Genomic DNA, 16,681 nt, shown 5'->3' on the forward strand with positions numbered 1-16,681 from the left:
CGAGTACATCCAGTACGCGGGTGATGCTCCGCCTTGCGATGCACCGCACCGGACGCCGCGAGCCTTCCGGCAAACCTTTCCGGTCACAGCACTAGGTGTTGGTGGTGCCCCAGTCGTCCTCGCCGTTCTGGCCGCGGTCCCGCAACGAGCGCACCCGGTCGGCCACCGAGGCGGGCACCTTGTCGCCGACCTTGTCGCTGACCGCGTGGTAGGCCTTGCCGGCCAGATCGCGGCCGCTCTGCGCCGCGGACTCGGCGGTATTGCGCACGGCCGGATTCTGGGCGAACTGACGTGCGGACTTCTTCAGCTGCTCGTAACGCTCGCGCCCGGCCCGTGTGCCGATCACGTATCCAAGGGCCAGTCCGGCGATGAACGTGAGCCGGTACCGCATGGCTACCACCCTTCCATGGCTCAGTGCGACGTGTGCTGCCCGCCTACCCACGGGCACCCGAGATCACCCCGGGCGATACCGATTGGCGAAGCACCCCCCAGCTTGCGCTAATGTATGTGTCGCAGCGAACGCACGCCGCCCGGCAGGAGCCAGGTAGGTGGGGGTTCGGTGCAAACGCAGCAATCCCCTGTAGCTCAATTGGCAGAGCAGCCGGCTGTTAACCGGCAGGTTACTGGTTCGAGTCCAGTCGGGGGAGCGCGATCCCCTGTAGCTCAATTGGCAGAGCATTCGGCTGTTAACCGGAGGGTTACTGGTTCGAGTCCAGTCGGGGGAGCGGAACGGAAGAGGACCCTGCGGGGTCCTTTTTCGTATGCCCGTCGCCGGTCCTCCGCCGCGGTGCGTGTGGTGTGCACGTGAATCTTTCGCGTCTACTTCGCTCCGTTCGGAACCGGGCGGGGAGCGTCGCGGTCTTCATGGTCGTGCGAAGCCGACCATTCGGAGCGGGAGATCGTATGACCGGCTATGCTGCGGCAGACGGCGCGCACACTTGTACGCGCCACGCCGAAAAGGGGCGGTAGCTCAGCCGGTTAGAGCAGCGGACTCATAATCCGTCGGCCGTGGGTTCGAGTCCCACCCGCCCCACTGTCGCTGTTCCGGCAGAAACGTTATGACCTGCGTGTATGCAGGCGATAGGGCCCTCATGGACTCCATGGGGGCCCTCACCATAGCTCCGGACCAAGATCAAGTGTCCGCGCCACGGCCCGGCGCGTCGCCCGCCGGACCTCTCGTGTCGTCAGGGAGCGTACGGGCGGCGTGCCCAGAGAGTCACTTATGACAACGCTCTGAAGGTTTGCGGTATTTCGCGGGTTTTAGTCGATTTGCGGCTTGTACGACTTGTTGGTCGTTTGGGGTAGCCGTAGTGTCGGTAGTGCCGCAGCAGGAGCAAGGAGCGGCACAGCAACCTCCAAAGGAGACGAAGATGAACGTACGCAGCATCTTCGACCACAGGGGCCGTGGCGGTGACGGCGGCGGCTACGGCGGCGGCTACGGCGGCGGTTACGGCCGTGGCGGCTTCGGCCGTGGCGGCTTCGGCCGTGGCGGTTATGGTCGCGGTGGCTTCGGTCGCGGCGGCTTCGGCGGCCGTGGGCGCTACTGACCCGACATCCCCGACTCCATCCCCGAACTCGAGGCAGGCTCGCGCTGCGGCGCGGGTCGGCCTCGTGTTCTGGGGTCCGTGCCTATGGAGATGGTCCATAGTCCGAGCACCCGTGAGACGTGACGCCCCATGCGCCTTCGCAGCTCACTCCGGCGCCCAGCGCCCCCCGAAGAGACTTCTCAGGACTCGGTGACGGATGTCCCGATCCGTACGGATCCCATCAGCATCGCCGTGGCGTTCCGGCGCTTCTGGCCACTGACCGAGGGTGACCGGCGCTGGCTCATCCTCATCTTCCTGTGCGCCGTCCTGGGCGCCATCGCCGAGACCGTCACGGTCCTGCTCTTCGCCAAACTCACCGACACCGCTCTGCAGGCCGGTTCCGTCAGCGCCTTCTGGAAGCCTGCCGGTCAGTGGCTGGCCGTGGCCGTCGTCGGTGCGGTGGTGGGATATCTGGGCAACTCGCTCGCGGCCTGGGTCGCCGAACGCTTTGTGATGCGGCTGCGGGCCAAGGTCTTCAGTCAGCTCCAGACGCTCCCGCCGCACTTCTACCAGCGCAATCGCCGCGGTGACCTGGTGGAGCGGCTGACGGGTGACGTGGAAGCCATCGAAGCGCTCGTGGTCTCCGGTATCGTCGGGGCGGCCTCTGCCCTGTTCAGCACGGTCTTCTTCGCCGCCGCCGCCTTTTGGCTGCGCTGGGATCTGGCCCTGGCCACCTTGGTCATGGTGCCTCTCTTCTGGTTCACGACCACCCGTTTCGCCGGGCCCCTGCGCGCGGTGTCCCGGCGCGGCCGCGCCGCGGACGGTGCCATTACGGCAGTCGTCGAGGAGACATTGGTCAACGTCGTCATGACCCAGGCGTACAACAGGCAGCACGACGAGGAGGCGCGGCTCCTCAGCAAGGCACGTATCCGGCTGAAGACAGCGGTGAGGGCCGTCCGCCTCACGGAGTTCTACGAGCAACTCGTCGAGGTCCTCGAAACGTTGTGCGTCCTGGCGATCATCGGCCTGGGGGCGTGGGAGATCTCCGCGGGACGGATGACGCTCGGCCAGCTCCTGGCCTTCGCCGCCTTCATCGGCTACCTCTACCCGCCGATCCGCTCCCTGGGCCAGCTCGGCCTGACGGCCACCGCCGCGACCGCGGGAGCCGAACGCCTGCTGGAGATTCTCGACGCCGAGCCCGCTGTCACCGACCCGGCCGCCTCCGTGCCCGCCCCGCCCCGGAGCCGTGCGCTCGGCGAGGTGGAGGCGCGTCAGGTCTCCTTCCACTACCCCGGCAGCAGCGAGCTGGTTCTCCGGGATCTCTCGTTCACCGCGAGCCCGGGGGAGCTGCTGGTCATCACCGGCCCCAGTGGTGCGGGCAAGTCGACCCTGGCGGCTCTGCTGCTGAGGTTCTACGACCCGGATGCCGGCAGTATCCGGCTGGACGGCCTGTCCGTGGACCGGTTGCCGCTGACCCACCTCCGCCGGAACATCACGCTGCTGCCCCAGGACACGCTCGTCCTGCACGACACCATCGAGGAGAACATCGCTTGCGGACGCACGGATGTGAGCCACCGTGACGTGGTGGAAGCCGCACGGGCGGCCGACGCCCACGCGTTCATCCGCACTCTGCCAGAGGGATATGACACAGTCATATCCACCGGTACGTCCCGGCTCTCCGGAGGTCAGCTGCAGCGCATCGCGATCGCCCGCGCCATGCTGCGTGACGCGCCCGTCCTCCTCCTCGACGAACCCACCACCGGACTGGACAGACTGGCCGCAGAGCGCATCATCGCGCCGCTGCGACGCCTCGCCGAAGGACGCACCACCATCGTGATCACGCACGACCTGGCCCTTGCCGCGGACGCCGACCGCATCCTGGTTCTGGACGAGGGACGTCTCGTGGAGTCGGGCACGCATACCCAACTCCTGGGCCGGAAAGGTCTGTACGCCACTCTGTTCGAGCGCCGTGCCTTGCCACACAACGGCACTGTGTACCCGCCCGCCGGCCCGTCGGGAATCCACTGGCGGTAGGCGGGCGGGAGCCGGCGCCGAACTGCGCGGCTTCTCACGCCTCCTGACACGGCGGCGTGGCCGGGAACGGGCTGTGCCCGAGGGGAACCGGGCCGGCGGGCACACGCCGGTCGTTACCATCCGCTGTGACCGAAACAGCCGAAGAACCTGCACACCGCAGACGAATACTCGCCGACCTGACGCCGCTGCGGACCTCCCCCGACTACCGGCGGCTCTGCCCAGGCGGCCGTGCCGGACGAGATGCGAGGACGGCTGCAGGGCGTGTTCATCGTCGTCGTGGCGGTCGGACCGCGGCTCGGTGACTTCCTGGCCGGATCGGTCGCCGAGCTGGCCTCGCCCGGCCTGGCGGTGACCGGGGGCGGGATCGCCTGTGTCGTCGCCGTATCGCTGCTGGGGCTGCGGTGGCGCGGGTTCGCGCGGTACGACGCGAAGGACCCGCAGCCCTGACGACTCGGTCCGCCGTGACGGCCGCGATCGCCGCCCTCGCCGTCAGCCCGTCAGGCGTGGAGCGACCGCTTCATGATCTTGCCCAGGTCGTTGCGGGGCAGCGCTTCCAGGTAGCGGACCGTACGAGGGCGCTTGTGCGGGGACAGCTGGGCGGCCACATGGTCCGCGAGCTCGTCCTTCGTCGGGGGCGAGGCGGGGTCGGCCGGCACCACCCAGGCGACGATCCGCTCGCCCAGATCCGGGTCCGGTTCACCGGTGACGGCGGCCTCGCGGACACCGGGGTGGTCCAGGAGCGCGTTCTCGATCTCACCGGCGCCGATCTTGTACCCGCCGCTCTTGATCAGATCGGTGGCCTTGCGGCCGACGATCCGTACATAGCCGTCCGCGTCACGGGTGGCCATGTCTCCTGTACGGAACCAGCCGTCCTCGGTGAGCGCGGCAGCCGTGGCGTCGGGGCGGTTCAGATAGCCGGTGAAGAGGTTCGGGCCGCGCACCTGGATCTCGCCGATGGCCTCGGGGTCGGTGAGGACGGTGCCGTCCTCCTCGACCAGGCGGAGCTCGACGCCGCGCAGGGGTGCGCCGACCGTGCCGGGGCGTGGTTCGCCGTCGGCCCGGATGCCCGTGTTCATCAGGGTTTCCGTCATGCCGTACCGCTCGATGACCCGGCGGCCGGTCGCGGCCGCGATCCGCTCGTGGTCGTGGACCGGCAGCGCGGCAGACCCCGACACCAGCAACCGGGCCCCGGCCAGCGCCTTCGCCAGCTCGGCCCTACCGGGGGCGGAGCCGTCGAGGGCCTCGGCCAGCCGGTGGTACATCGTCGGTACGCCGAAAAGCATCGTGCCACCGGACGACAGCTCCCGGGCCACACCGTCGGTGGAGAACCTGCCCAGATGCCGCACCGATCCGCCCCGGCGCAGCGGACCCAGCACGCCCAGGATCAGACCGTGCACATGGAACAGCGGCAGGGCGTGGACAAGCACGTCGTCGCCGGTCCACCGCCAGGCGTCCTCCAGCGCGTCCAGCGACGCGGCGATCGCCCGCCGCGGCAGGATCGCGCCCTTGGGCGGGCCCGTGGTGCCGGAGGTGTAGACGATCAGCGCGGGGGACTCGGGGGAGGGCTCTGGGAGCGCGGCGCCATCGCCCCCGCCGTCCGGGGCGGTGTCGACATCGATACGGCCCAGTGCGTCCAGCACCGGCGGGAGCACGTCGCCCGCCCCAGCCAGTACCGCGGTCGGTTCGCTGTCGGCCACGATGTGCGCGAGTTCCCGCGTCCCCGTCTTCGGGTTGAGCGGCACCGCCGGCACCCCGGCCCGCAGCGCGGCCACGACGGCGACCACGGTCTCGGGCGTGGGCGTGGCCCAGACGGCGACTCGTCCGGCGCCGCTGAGACGCGCGGCGAGTGTGGTGGAGGCGGTGGCCAACCGGTCGTACGTCATGGTGTGTTCGCCGAACCGGGTGGCTTCCCGGGCGGAACCGTCATCCGGCACAAACAGAAGAGGAGTCACGCACCGCACCCTAAGGGCTGTCCCGTCATCCCTGACAGGCGCACGACGACAGCTATGGCACCTCGCCGCGTTGTCGGAACGTCCGAATACAGGACGAGACCGTGGTGGAAAGGCGCCCGAACCGGCGTGAAACCAAGCCCTACTCCCGCTGAAGCCCCCGCATGCGCCCGTACGCGTACACGCACCCCGCCAGCGCCAGATCCGACAACAGCATGAAGCCGATCGAGTACGACCCCTTCGCGCTGTAGATCGCCCCCATCACCAGCGGCGGTACGAAGCCTCCCAGGCCCCCCATCGCTCCGACGATCCCGGTCACGCTGCCCACCTTCGCCTGTGGTGTCACCTGGGAGACCAGGGCGAAGATGCTGCCGCTCGCGGTGCCCAGGCCGGCCGCCATGCAGAGCAGTGCGATCGTGCCGCCGGGGGCCAGTTCAGGGTCGAAGGCCTGGACGATCGCAGTCAGGGCGGCCAGGCCGAGTGCCGCCGCCGTGACCAGGGCCGGGTGGATGCGGTCCGAGAGCCGGCCGCCGATCGGCCGGAAGATCACCGTGACCAGGGCGAACCCGGCGGCCTTCGTACCGGCGTCGGTCGGGGAGAGGTCGTACCAGGTCTTCAGATACGTGGGGAGGTAGACGCCGAACGCGACGATTCCGCCGAAGCCGATCGCGTACAGCGCGGAGAGCTCCCAGGTGACCCTCAGCCGCCCCGCCGCCCCCAGCCTGTGGGCGAGCGAGTCGGTCGGTACCGGGCGGTCCGGGCGGTCGCTGATCAGCACCGCGGCCAGCGCCGCGTACACCATGAGCGCCGCCGCGACCACCAGGAACGGCAGGTTGTCGCCATGCTCGGCGATCCGCGGGGTGAAATACCCGGACAGGGCGACGCCGCCCATGCCCATGCCGAACACCCCGAGCGCGAACCCCCGTCCGGCGGGTGGAAACCACGAGTTGACCAGTGGGATACCGATCGCGAACGTCGTGCCGCCCAGGCCCAGCAGAAAGCCCACGGCGAGCATCGCGCCGTAGGAGTTCTTCGCCGGGATCAGCAGCAGCACGGGCACGATGGTGAGCGCCGAGATCAGCGGGAACATCAGCCGCGCACCGTGCTTGTCGGTGAGCGCGCCCACCGGGATCCGGCCCAGCGAACCGACCAGCACCGGCACCGCGACCAGCATGGACTGCTCGAGCGAACTCAGGCCCAGCCGCTCCTTGTAGACCCCGGACATGGGCGCGATCAGATTCCAGGCCCAGAAGGTCAGCCCGAAACCGATCGTGGCCATCACGAGGTTGCGCAAGGCGGCCGCGGACGGTGTGCCGGCCGGGCCGGGAGACTGCTTGGTGGCTGTATCCACGCATTCAGTCAAGGGCGGGTACAAGCCATGGGCCCGTCGGGATGCGCCATGCGGGGAAAGCGGCCGGGCACCGCGCACGGGAGCGGGGAGAGCTCCGAATGTGCCTTACAAAGTCATAATCCGGGCAAAGCTGCGACAATCGCGGTATGGACCGTCTGGACAGGGAAATCCTCGGCATCCTGCAGGAGGATGCCCGGATCTCGTACCGCGACCTGGGCGTGCGGGTCGGGCTCAGCGCCAACGCCGCGGCCGACCGGGTGCGCCGACTGCGGCGCGACGGTGTCATCCGCGGCTTCACCGTGATCATCGACCCGGCCGCCGACACCCGTACGGGCCTTGTCGTCTTCGTCGATGTGTCCCTGCGGATGGACACGACGAACGAGATGTTCGAGCGGGCGGTGCTCGCCCTGCCCGGCATCACCGAAGTGGTGCATGTGACCGGCGGCCACGACTATCTCGTACGGGCCACCGTCGCCGACACCGCAGCCCTGGACGGGCTGCTGCGCAGGCTCAAGCGGGAGGCCGGCGTCGCCCACTCCAACACTCGCGTCGCGCTCAGAGCCGCACCTGCCAGATGACGGTCGACGAGCGCGAGCCGTCCTTGTCGCGGCCGTCGTCGGCGACCGCCGGCCCGCCCGTTCAGCGACACGGCCGCCGCATCCGCATCCACCTCGATCGCCGACACCCCGGCCCGCGGTGCGCGGCCGCGAGGGCGCTCCGCAGCGCGGCGGTCGTGTTCGCCGCCGCCGTGTTCGCTGTTTCTTCGGCCATCCGCCGCACCCCCTGCGGTGCTCAGCAGGCGAGCGGGTCGAGAACCAGTGGCTGGATCTCGCCGTCCAGCATCGCGCCGAGTCCCAGTACGGAACACACGTCGGGCCGCTCCGCGATGTGCACGGGCACGCCCGTCGCATTCCGCAGCATCTGATCGAGACCGGGCAGCAGCGCGCTGCCGCCGACCATCACGATCCCGCAGTCCGCGATGTCGGCCACCAGGTCGGGCGGGCAGTCCCGCAGGATCTTGCCGAGGCCGTCGAGCACCGCGGTCAGCGGGGCGTGGATGGCCTGCCGCACGGCGGCGGTGTCGACGTGCACCGAGCGGGCCAGGCCGGTCGCCACGTCACGGCCGTGGATCTCGGTCGTGGTGGGACCGTGCGCGGTCAGACCGCTGCCGCTGAGCGCCAGCTGGAGCGGGCGTACGGACTGGCTCGGCAGCATCAACTCGTGGTGCTGGCGCAGATGCTGGATCACCGCGTGATCGATGGCGTCGCCGCCGATCGGGATGCGTGCGGCGGTCACGATCGAACCGAGCGAGAGCACCGCGATCTGGGTGGTCGCCGCCCCGCACACCATGATCATGGAGGCGGTCGGCTGCTCGACGGGGAGCCCGCAGCCGACGGCCGCCGCGATCAGGGTGTCGACCAGTTCGACCCGCCGGGCGCCCAGTCCGACCAGGGTCTCGACGGTGGCCCGCTGGGCGAGCGGATCGCTGTCGTGCGGCGTGCAGGCGGCGGCCCGCAGCCGAGGCTTGCGGCGCAGCTGGCGGCGGAGCTTCTCGCCGAGCAGCTGGCGGAGCATGCGCTGGGCCATCTCGATGTCGATGACGGTTCCGCCGGTGACCGGGCGGACCACCCGGATGTAGTCGGGGGTGCGGCCCGTCATCTGCTCGGCGAGCGTGCCGACGGCGATGAGCGAGCCGGTGCGGGTGTTCATGGCAGCGGCACTCGGCTCGTCCACGACGAGCCCGAGCCCCTTGACGTACACGCGGGTCCGGGCGGCCCCGAGATCGACGGCGACATGGCAACGGCGCAACTGCTCAAGGCTGACGGTCACGGCAGGTTCTCCCGAGAGCGCTGATCGGCGGTACCGGCGGCAGCCGGCTCTCTTCGCATCGTGCGCCGTTCGGAGTCATTGCGCGCGTCGGGATGGGCCGTAGGAGGTACAGAGCTGACGGGCCGACAGGAATGTGCGGTACGGGGAAGTCAGCCGGGCAGCAGCCGCTGGAACAGCCCCCAGGTGAATTCGGCGACATACGGCTCACCCGTCCCGGGCGTGGTGATCGCGAGTGCCCACCGGGTCGGTGCGCTGCCCTCCATCGGGCGGGCCGGTGCGAAGGCCCGCGCGACCTCGTCCACCGTGCCCGACCAGGGACGCAGATCCTCGACCGTACGCAGCTCGGGGCCGAACGCTCCCGGTGCTCGGACCAGCCATTCGTTCCATACGGCCCCGCCCGGCGCGACCATCACCTCGAACCGCAGATCCGGCCAGAGCGGCACGGGCCACAGCAGCGCGTCGCACTCCAGGTCACCGATCGTGCGGTGTACGGACGACTCGGGCTCGCCGAGCACCGAACGGTAGCGGCGCAGGGCTCCCCGCCCGCGCGGCGCCCGCACCATGGCCTGCCAACGGCGGTTGGCCTCCCGCATCTCGGCGAGTGAGGCGCTCAGCTCCTGCCGGGCCTCGTCGACGAGGGCGGGTTGATGGTCGGCCATCCGGCGCAACAGGACGAGCTGGAACTCACGAGGACCGAAAGGCGTGGGCGTGGTCATGGAATCAACGGTTCCACGCCCGCGCCGTCCCCTCAGTCGCGGCGCGGGCCCGATTCGCCCAGCATTCGCCGCAGCAGGTCGCGCAGCGTCGCCCGGTCCATGTCCGACAGCTCGGCCAGTGGCTCCCGGGCGAAAGTGAGCGAGTCGCGCAGCTGCTGCGCCGTCCGTGCCCCCTTCTCCGTCGGGGCGGCCAGCTTCACCCGCCGGTCGGCCGGATCCGGCTTGCGCTCCACCAGGCCGCGGGCCTCCAGCCGGTCCACGATGCCGGTGACGTTCGACGGCTCGCACTTCAGCTTCTGGGCGATCTGACGCATGGGCACCGGTTCCAGGGAGAGGAGCCCGAGCACGCGCGCCTGGGCGCCGGTGAGGGAGTGGGCCGCCGCGGCCTCGTCGTACTCCTCGTAGTAGCGCGCCACGACGGTACCGATGAGCTCGACGACTTCGAGGGTCAGAGGGTCTGTAGGAGTAGTGGCCATGACACCCAGGATAGCCAGTTACTTGACAAGGTGAAATATTCAGGAGCATGGTTGTTTCAGTTCATGAAGTATTTTGCTTCCCCTGCCGGCCCCCACCGGCCCGGGGTGAAGCCCCACCCCGTAAGGCGCTGAGGAGACCTCGAGCCCATGTCTGCAGCACTTCCCACGTCCAGCCGTGAATGGCACCTCGTCGCCCGCCCCCACGGCTGGCCGAAGGCCGAGGATTTCGCGCTGCGTGAGGCCCCGGTCACCGCTCCCGGCGAGGGCCGTGTCCTCGTCCGCAATCTGTACTTCTCCGTCGACCCGTACATGCGGGGCCGGATGAACGACGTGAAGTCGTACACCCCGCCCTTCAAGCTGGACCACCCGATGGACGGTGGCGCGGTCGGCGAGGTCATCGTTTCCAACGCCGAGGGGATCGCGGTCGGCGACCACGTCCTGCACGGCCTCGGCTGGCGCGAGTACGCCGACGTCACGGCCGAGCGCGCCGTGAAGATCGACGCGTCGCTCGCCCCGCTCTCCGCCTATCTCGGCGTGCTCGGCATGACCGGGCTCACCGCCTACGCGGGCCTCTTCGAGGTCGCTTCCTTCAAGGAGGGCGACGCCGTCTTCGTCTCCGGCGCGGCCGGTGCGGTCGGCGGCCAGGTCGGCCAGATGGCGAAGCTCAAGGGCGCCTCGCGGGTCATCGGCTCGGCCGGCTCCGACGAGAAGGTCGAGCTTCTCGTGGAGGAGTACGGCTTCGACGCGGCCTTCAACTACAAGAACGGCCCGGTCGCCGAGCAGCTGCGCGAGGCCGCCCCCGACGGCATCGACGTCTACTTCGACAATGTCGGCGGCGAGCACCTCGAAGCGGCGATCTCCTCGCTCAACGTGCACGGCCGCGTCACCGTCTGCGGAATGATCGCCCAGTACAACGCCACCGAGCCGACGCCCGGCCCGCGCAACCTCGCCCTGGTCATCGGCAAGCGGCTGCGCATCCAGGGCATGCTCGTCGCCGACCACGCCGCACTCCAGCCGCAGTTCGTCCAGGAGGTCGCCGGCTGGCTGGCCTCGGGCGAGCTGAAGTACCGCGAGACCCTCGTCGAGGGCATCGAGAACGGCTTCGACGCCTTCACGGGCCTGCTGCGTGGCGAGAACACCGGAAAGATGATCGTTTCCCTCGCCTGACGGCCGCTCCGGTGCACCCGGCAGGCTCATCCGCAGGCCGTCGCGACCGTGGGCGCGAGCCGCGGCGCACAGCAGAAGTAATTTCCGGCTAACGAGCTGTCGGTCGCCTGACCGCTCGAAACCGGCTGAGGGCCGCACCCCGCCGGGGTGCGGCCCTCAGCCGTGCACCGGCACACCGCGGCGGCAACGGTCCGTGGACCACCAGTACGCTGACGCCATGCGTGATCTAGGGGTGGGCTTCGGCTACTTGATAAAGGGACAGCGATGGGTCGGCAGGCACGGACGCTGGTTCGGCTTCGGGCTGCTGCCCGGACTCGTCACCCTCGTCCTGTACGCGGCGGCCCTCGTCGGCCTCGGCTACGGCGCCGACAACCTGGTGAGCTGGGCGACCCCCTTCGCCGACGACTGGTCATCGCCCTGGCTCGGTCTGTTCCGTAACACCCTGACCGTGCTGGTCTTCGCCCTCGGGCTCTTCCTCGCCGTGATCACGTTCACCGCCGTGACGCTGCTGGTCGGCCAGCCCTTCTACGAGTCCCTCTCGGAGCAGGTCGACCGTACGGAAGGCGGCGAGGTCCCCGAGTCCGGGCTGCCGCTCTGGCGGGAGCTGTGGATCTCCGCCCGCGACAGCATCCGCATCCTGGTCCGGGTGGGGCTGTACGCGGTGCTGCTCTTCGCCCTCGGATTCATTCCGGTCGTCGGCCAGACCGTCGTCCCCGTGATCGGTTTCTGCGTCACCGGCTACTTCCTCTCCGAGGAGCTCACCGCCGTCGCACTCCAGCGCCGCGGCGTGGTCCTGAAGGACCGGCTCGCCCTGCTGCGCGGGCGCCGCATGCTGACCCTCGGCTTCGGCGTACCGCTGGGACTCGCCTTCCTTGTCCCGTTCGTCGCCGTGTTCCTGATGCCGGGCGCCGTCGCCGGAGCCACCCTGCTGGCGCGGGATCTGGTGGCGCCCGACGAGGACGTGGCCCCCGCCCCGTACATCCTCGACAAGGGCTGAGGAGATTCCGCGCCCATGACCGAGACCATCGCTGGCGCCGGCATCACCGTCCTCGCCGGCATCGGTCCGGGCGCGGACTTCGCGATGGTCATCCGCAACAGCTGTCTCTGAGACCGACCGGCACATGGGGGTGGCAGAAGGCCCTCAACAGGCGCATCGGACCGGTGCTCGTCGGACTGGGCGTCACCTTGGGCCCGGCCCGCTGAGTGACGCCCACCGGACACCGGGTCAGCTGCTGTGCACCTCCAGCGCGGACCTGACCGCCGACTCCAGGGCCCCCTCGATCCAGGCCGGCTTGATCGAGGTGTGGCAGCCGGCGAAGTGCAGCGGCCCCTCGACCGAGCGCACATCGGCGAACAACTCGGTGTGCTGGCCCGGCAGCAGCACCGAGGCCTCGCCGTACGCGTACGGATCACGCATCCACGACTGGGTGGCGCCGACGCCCGTGTAGAAGACCTCGATGCGCTGCCCGTACACGTCCTGCACCCCGCCCAGGGCGTGCGGATAGCGCTCGTCGTCGTCCAGCGAGTCCCACTTCAGCGCGTCGTCGGCCCAGCTGTACGAGGCGAGGACGACGCCGCCCGCGCTCCCCTCGACCGGGTGGGACGGCTGGAACATGAAGCGGTTGGGGTTGTCGGTGACCGACCCGCCGCCGATGACATGCGCCGCCTCGGGCTGGTTGCGGGCGGTGGCCCGGTACGCCGCGTAGTGCACACGCTGGTTGGGCGGGAGATGACCGGGTGGTACGGAGGGGTGGGCGCCCAGCAGTGAACCGTCGGCCGGCGCCCTGCCCAGGCGATAGGCCTCGTACAGACCGGGCCGGACCTTGTCCAGCTCGGTCTTCCAGTCCTTCTCCTCGAACTCCCACCAGCGGCGGCTGAATTCGAGCAGCACCTTGGTCGCCGCGTCGTAGTGGATCTCGGTGATCGCACGCCGCTTGCCGTACGAGAGCGCGGGGGCGACGGGGATGTGGCGCAACCCGGAGAACGGCACGGTGATGATCGCCCGGTCGCCGGTGAACGTCTCGCGCACGAGCGGCTTGCCGTCGCGGCCCTCGGACACCGTCTCGACCCGGACGCGGTCCGCGCCGTAGCTGATCCTGGTGGCCCGGCGGTCCAGCCGCACGATGTCCTTGACCCGCTTGTACATCGCGTCGGCCAGGGTGGCCGTGCCGTCCGGCAGCTCGAAGAACGCGGTGTCCGGGCTGATCAGGGAGGCCCCGATGAAGCTGTGCACAAAGGCGAGATGGAGCCTGGAGGTGAGGTTCTCGACCGTGCCGATGAGGTCGATGGTGCGCTCGTCGAGCTTGGCCGCCTCGGTCAGGAAGCGGAACATCGACCAGTGCCCGTACCGCTGGATGACCCGCGCCCAGCCCTCGACTAGCTCGCGTCCCTCCTTGCCCTCGAACTCCTTGCGCACGGGCGCGAAGGCCTCGCGCACGATCGTCGCGGCGGTCTTGTTCTCGAACTCCGCCGGGACCCCGAACGAGCGGTTGACCGTCTGCGGCTTCTTCGCGTAGTCGGCCTTGCGCATCCGGATGCCGTTGACATGGATCCAGGTGCGGTTCACCGGCCGGCCCTCGGTGTCGACGTCGACCAGGTAGAAGCGGCGGCGCTTCAGGTCGAAGCTGTCCATGAGCCCGGTGACGAGCGGGTGGCTGTCGGGGATCCGCATGGCGCCGGCCTCGGCGTACTGGTTCGGGTCGGCGAACGGCGCCTTCGCGTTCTCGTGGCCGCCCTTGCGGAAGGTCTTGATCCGGCCGCCGACGCGGTTGCCGTTGGCCTCGATCACGGTGACGGTGTGCCCGGCGCTGCGGAGCAGATGGGCGGCGGTGAGCCCGGCCGGGCCCGCGCCGACGACCAGCACCTTCTTGGGGGCCTTGCGGCTGCGCGGCAGACCCTTGGACAGCAGGATGTCGCGGTAGAGGGGGACCAGCGGCTGGTCCTGTTCGTCGCGTACGAGGATGGCGCGGGCGATGTTCAGGCAGGCGTCCCAGTCCGAGCCGGTGGCCGCAGGTGCGAGAGAGGTACCGGACGCGGCGGGCGCACCAAGGGCGCCCGGCGCGACGGCACTTGCGGAGCCCACGGCGGTCGTGGCAAGGGCGGCGGCACCGGCGGCGGCACCCGTGATCACGGTGCGCCGGGAGGGCAGGCCGGAAGAAGGTCCGGCAGGCTTGGAAGTCATGCGCCCCACCCTGCGGCGCCCGCGACGGTGCTCTTTGCCTGGACGCGCGTAGATCGCCCGGAAATCACCCGCAGGTGGGGCCTATCGAGCTCATCGCGCAGTTGCCGTTGCAGGTCATGTCATGATCGAGGGTTCTCGGGGGCATCCGCTTCCGCCGACCGCGACAGCGCCGGAAAATCCCGGAAAGCCGCCGTCATGTCCACCGAATCCGGCTCCAGCAGCCACTGGTGCTGGAGCCCGTCCCTGGTCGCCACCAGCAGCGGCGCCGACGGCGCCCGGCGAGAGTGCCGAGGCAGCGATTCATTGCGCGTCACCCGGTGTGTCTGCCCGTCCAGTTCGAAACAGGCACCGCCGATCCGGTTCGCGTACCGTCCCACCAGCGCGCCGAAATACGGGCCCGAATGCGTCTCGTACCTGGCGAGATCCGGCAGCCCGAGCGCGACACACGCCCGCACCATGTCCCGGCCGGGCACCTCGACCGACTGCACGATGCCGCCGTACGTCAGGACACGCACCCGCGTACCGTCCCGCTCCAGCGTCCAGCGGTGCACGGCGGTGCCATCCGCGAGGGTGCCGAAATCTTCCGCACGCAGCGCCGCGCTCGAGCCTGTGTCCGTGATCACAGACCCTACGCCGGGGGCCGGGCCGAGGTGACATTGCGGTACGCGATCTCCGCCAGCCGCGCCTGCCCGTTCCGCCCCGGATGGAACCAGTCCCACTGGCTGAGCTGCTTGCCGGTGAACCGGTAGTCGAAGACCGCCCCGCCGTCGTAACGGCAGCGCCGATCCTTCGCGCAGACCTTCCGCAGCACGTCGTTGTACGCCACGACCCGCTCCTGCACCGAGGTGCGCCGGGCCACGGCGCGCGCACTCATGTTGTCCGCGTCACCCAGCATCGACTGACAGATCCCCAGCTTCCAGATCTGCTTGCCCAGCGCATTGCCGCGCCCCGTCGACCAGAGCCGCTTGAGATCCGGCACGCTCGACACATACACCTGCGCCTTCGGTGCCCCGGCGCGCAACTGACGCATCGACGCCTCGAACGACGCCCGGAAATCCGCCACCGGCGTCATGAGCCGTGCCGAGTCCCGGCAGGCGTCGTTGGCGCCGATCATCACCGTCACCAGATCCGGCTTCTCCTTCGCGGCCAGCGCCATCTGCTCCGGCAGCTGCGCGATCCTGGCCCCCGTCTCGGCGTGGTTCCAGCTGCGTTCGGCGGCCCTCGACTCACCGAGCAGCCGCACGGCCAGGCTGCGCACCTTGCCGTCCGTGCCGGTCGCCCAGGACACCTCCGGGCAGTCCGCCAGCACCGAACAGGCGTCGAAACCACGGGTGATGGAGTCACCGACGGCGGCCACCGACCCCGGGCTGCGGTCCCAGACCGGTCCGGGCTTGGCGGGCGGCCGACGCTTTTCGGCCGCCGCCCCCTTCGTCGTCCCGTCCGCGCCGGCGTCGCAGCCGGTCAGAGCGGCCGTGCCGAGCAACGAGACGACCGCCAGGACGGCGGCCACGGTACGCGAGCGGTGGCGGACGGAACGATCCTGCATCCCTTGGTTCCCCTCGGTTATGCCCCCGGCAACCCCTCGTGGCACCGGTCGGAAGGCCCGGCCGCCCCGCAGGGTGAAAGCTGAGCGAATGATGGGCCCAGGACCGACGGTACGTCACACCTCGGGTGCCGTTGCGCGGTAGCTTTTCCTCGTCGAACCAGCGGCGCTTCCCTTCACTCGGCTCCACTCGGGTGACTTTCTGTAAATCACATCACGTCACATACTGTCCCTTTTCAGGAGATTCACCCCGATGCTGTTTACTGATGACAACCTCGGGAACCGGCCGAGAAGCGACGGTACGGGCGCGAGGCCGCTAGCGAAGGCGAACTTCGTCCCACACTGGAGGTCCCGGTGACGACACGTGGAGTTCTGTACGTTCACTCCGCACCGCGCGCGCTCTGCCCCCACGTCGAATGGGCGGTGGGGGGTGTCCTCGGTGTGCGGGTTCAGCTGGACTGGATCAGACAGCCGGCCGCGCCCGGTACCTGGCGGTCCGAGTTCTCCTGGCAGGCCAGGCCCGGCACGGCGTCGAAGCTGGCCTCCGCGCTGCGCGGCTGGGATCTGCTGCGCTTCGAGGTGACGGCTGAGCCGACTCCTGCGTCGGAGGGCGAGCGCTACAGCTCCACGCCCGAACTGGGTATCTTCCACGCCGTCACCGGCATGCACGGCGACATCCTGGTGCCCGAGGACCGGCTGCGGGCGGCGCTGGCTCGGTCCGTGCGGGGCGAGACCGACCTGGAGGCCGAGATCGCCAAGCTGCTCGGCAAACCGTGGGACGACGAACTGGAGTCCTTCCGCCACGCGGGAGAGGGCGCTCCGGTGCGGTGGCTGCACCAGGTGGTGTGACGGGCGCGGGATCAAGCTCTCCGGCGATTGAGGAGCGGGGGTCCGGGGGCAGAGCCCCC

General features: G+C 69.8%; 15 protein-coding genes, 3 tRNA genes and 2 pseudogenes. 11 read left to right on the forward strand and 9 right to left on the reverse strand.

The features are described from left to right. Window positions 1–91: 91 nt before the first annotated feature. Window positions 92–391 (reverse strand): hypothetical protein, encoded by a 300-nt coding sequence (locus tag ABTZ94_RS29235; RefSeq protein ID WP_093897142.1) that lies wholly within the window; start codon window positions 389–391, stop codon window positions 92–94. 183 nt (window positions 392–574) lie between these two features. Between ABTZ94_RS29235 and ABTZ94_RS29240 the strand changes: the two genes are divergently transcribed. The 6 genes and pseudogenes from ABTZ94_RS29240 to ABTZ94_RS29265 form a co-directional block, all read left to right on the forward strand. Beyond that, window positions 575–647 (forward strand) — tRNA-Asn (locus ABTZ94_RS29240). Window positions 648–652: 5 nt separating this feature from the next. After that, window positions 653–725, forward strand: a tRNA-Asn gene (locus ABTZ94_RS29245). A gap of 234 nt (window positions 726–959) precedes the next feature. Beyond that, window positions 960–1,033, forward strand: a tRNA-Ile gene (locus tag ABTZ94_RS29250). A gap of 337 nt (window positions 1,034–1,370) precedes the next feature. After that, window positions 1,371–1,547: a hypothetical protein gene (locus tag ABTZ94_RS29255; RefSeq protein ID WP_351205079.1), complete on the forward strand. Its 177-nt coding sequence runs from the start codon at window positions 1,371–1,373 to the stop codon at window positions 1,545–1,547. Between the two features lie 129 nt (window positions 1,548–1,676). Next, window positions 1,677–3,560, forward strand: a complete 1,884-nt coding sequence (locus ABTZ94_RS29260; protein WP_502967329.1) for an ABC transporter ATP-binding protein — start codon at window positions 1,677–1,679, stop codon at window positions 3,558–3,560. Window positions 3,561–3,779: 219 nt separating this feature from the next. Continuing rightward, a pseudogene (locus tag ABTZ94_RS29265) lies at window positions 3,780–4,007 on the forward strand (MFS transporter); the annotation flags it as partial. A 50-nt stretch (window positions 4,008–4,057) separates the two neighbouring features. Here the strand turns inward: ABTZ94_RS29265 and ABTZ94_RS29270 are convergent. Further along, the gene (locus tag ABTZ94_RS29270; protein WP_502967330.1) at window positions 4,058–5,521 is read right to left on the reverse strand and encodes an acyl-CoA synthetase; all 1,464 of its coding nucleotides are present in this window, start codon (window positions 5,519–5,521) and stop codon (window positions 4,058–4,060) included. A 130-nt stretch (window positions 5,522–5,651) separates the two neighbouring features. Beyond that, complete coding sequence (locus tag ABTZ94_RS29275) at window positions 5,652–6,860, reverse strand: MFS transporter (protein WP_351205085.1); 1,209 nt, start codon at window positions 6,858–6,860, stop codon at window positions 5,652–5,654. A gap of 146 nt (window positions 6,861–7,006) precedes the next feature. Between ABTZ94_RS29275 and ABTZ94_RS29280 the strand changes: the two genes are divergently transcribed. Beyond that, complete coding sequence (locus tag ABTZ94_RS29280; protein ID WP_351205087.1) at window positions 7,007–7,438, forward strand: Lrp/AsnC family transcriptional regulator; 432 nt, start codon at window positions 7,007–7,009, stop codon at window positions 7,436–7,438. Between the two features lie 214 nt (window positions 7,439–7,652). Here ABTZ94_RS29280 and ABTZ94_RS29285 read toward each other — a convergent pair whose 3' ends face one another. From ABTZ94_RS29285 to ABTZ94_RS29295, 3 genes are all read right to left on the reverse strand, one after another. After that, the gene (locus ABTZ94_RS29285) at window positions 7,653–8,690 is read right to left on the reverse strand and encodes a rod shape-determining protein (RefSeq protein ID WP_351205089.1); all 1,038 of its coding nucleotides are present in this window, start codon (window positions 8,688–8,690) and stop codon (window positions 7,653–7,655) included. A gap of 149 nt (window positions 8,691–8,839) precedes the next feature. Continuing rightward, window positions 8,840–9,406: a hypothetical protein gene (locus tag ABTZ94_RS29290; protein WP_351205091.1), complete on the reverse strand. Its 567-nt coding sequence runs from the start codon at window positions 9,404–9,406 to the stop codon at window positions 8,840–8,842. 32 nt (window positions 9,407–9,438) lie between these two features. Beyond that, complete coding sequence (locus ABTZ94_RS29295; protein ID WP_351205093.1) at window positions 9,439–9,882, reverse strand: MarR family winged helix-turn-helix transcriptional regulator; 444 nt, start codon at window positions 9,880–9,882, stop codon at window positions 9,439–9,441. 147 nt (window positions 9,883–10,029) lie between these two features. Between ABTZ94_RS29295 and ABTZ94_RS29300 the strand changes: the two genes are divergently transcribed. The 3 genes and pseudogenes from ABTZ94_RS29300 to ABTZ94_RS29310 form a co-directional block, all read left to right on the forward strand. Beyond that, on the forward strand, window positions 10,030–11,049 hold the full coding sequence (locus ABTZ94_RS29300; protein WP_351205095.1) for an NADP-dependent oxidoreductase: 1,020 nt from the start codon (window positions 10,030–10,032) through the stop codon (window positions 11,047–11,049). Window positions 11,050–11,266: 217 nt separating this feature from the next. After that, window positions 11,267–12,046 (forward strand): EI24 domain-containing protein, encoded by a 780-nt coding sequence (locus tag ABTZ94_RS29305; RefSeq protein WP_351205097.1) that lies wholly within the window; start codon window positions 11,267–11,269, stop codon window positions 12,044–12,046. A gap of 15 nt (window positions 12,047–12,061) precedes the next feature. Beyond that, window positions 12,062–12,154: pseudogene (locus ABTZ94_RS29310) on the forward strand (LysE family translocator); the annotation flags it as partial. Window positions 12,155–12,274: 120 nt separating this feature from the next. Here ABTZ94_RS29310 and lgoX read toward each other — a convergent pair. From lgoX to ABTZ94_RS29325, 3 genes are all read right to left on the reverse strand, one after another. Beyond that, entirely contained in the window at window positions 12,275–14,230 is a 1,956-nt protein-coding gene (gene lgoX, locus ABTZ94_RS29315) for an L-glutamate oxidase LgoX (protein ID WP_351205099.1), read from the reverse strand. Window positions 14,231–14,349: 119 nt separating this feature from the next. Beyond that, window positions 14,350–14,853: an aldose epimerase family protein gene (locus ABTZ94_RS29320; RefSeq protein ID WP_351205101.1), complete on the reverse strand. Its 504-nt coding sequence runs from the start codon at window positions 14,851–14,853 to the stop codon at window positions 14,350–14,352. 5 nt (window positions 14,854–14,858) lie between these two features. Beyond that, complete coding sequence (locus ABTZ94_RS29325) at window positions 14,859–15,776, reverse strand: SGNH/GDSL hydrolase family protein (protein ID WP_351205103.1); 918 nt, start codon at window positions 15,774–15,776, stop codon at window positions 14,859–14,861. A 351-nt stretch (window positions 15,777–16,127) separates the two neighbouring features. Here ABTZ94_RS29325 and ABTZ94_RS29330 point away from each other — a divergent pair, with 351 nt between their 5' ends. After that, the gene (locus tag ABTZ94_RS29330) at window positions 16,128–16,622 is read left to right on the forward strand and encodes a DUF3145 domain-containing protein (RefSeq protein ID WP_351205105.1); all 495 of its coding nucleotides are present in this window, start codon (window positions 16,128–16,130) and stop codon (window positions 16,620–16,622) included. The last annotated feature ends 59 nt before the right edge of the window (window positions 16,623–16,681 follow it).

It is taken from the genome of Streptomyces sp. NPDC002785 (assembly GCF_040295565.1).
Taxonomy (GTDB): Bacteria; Actinomycetota; Actinomycetes; order Streptomycetales; family Streptomycetaceae; genus Streptomyces.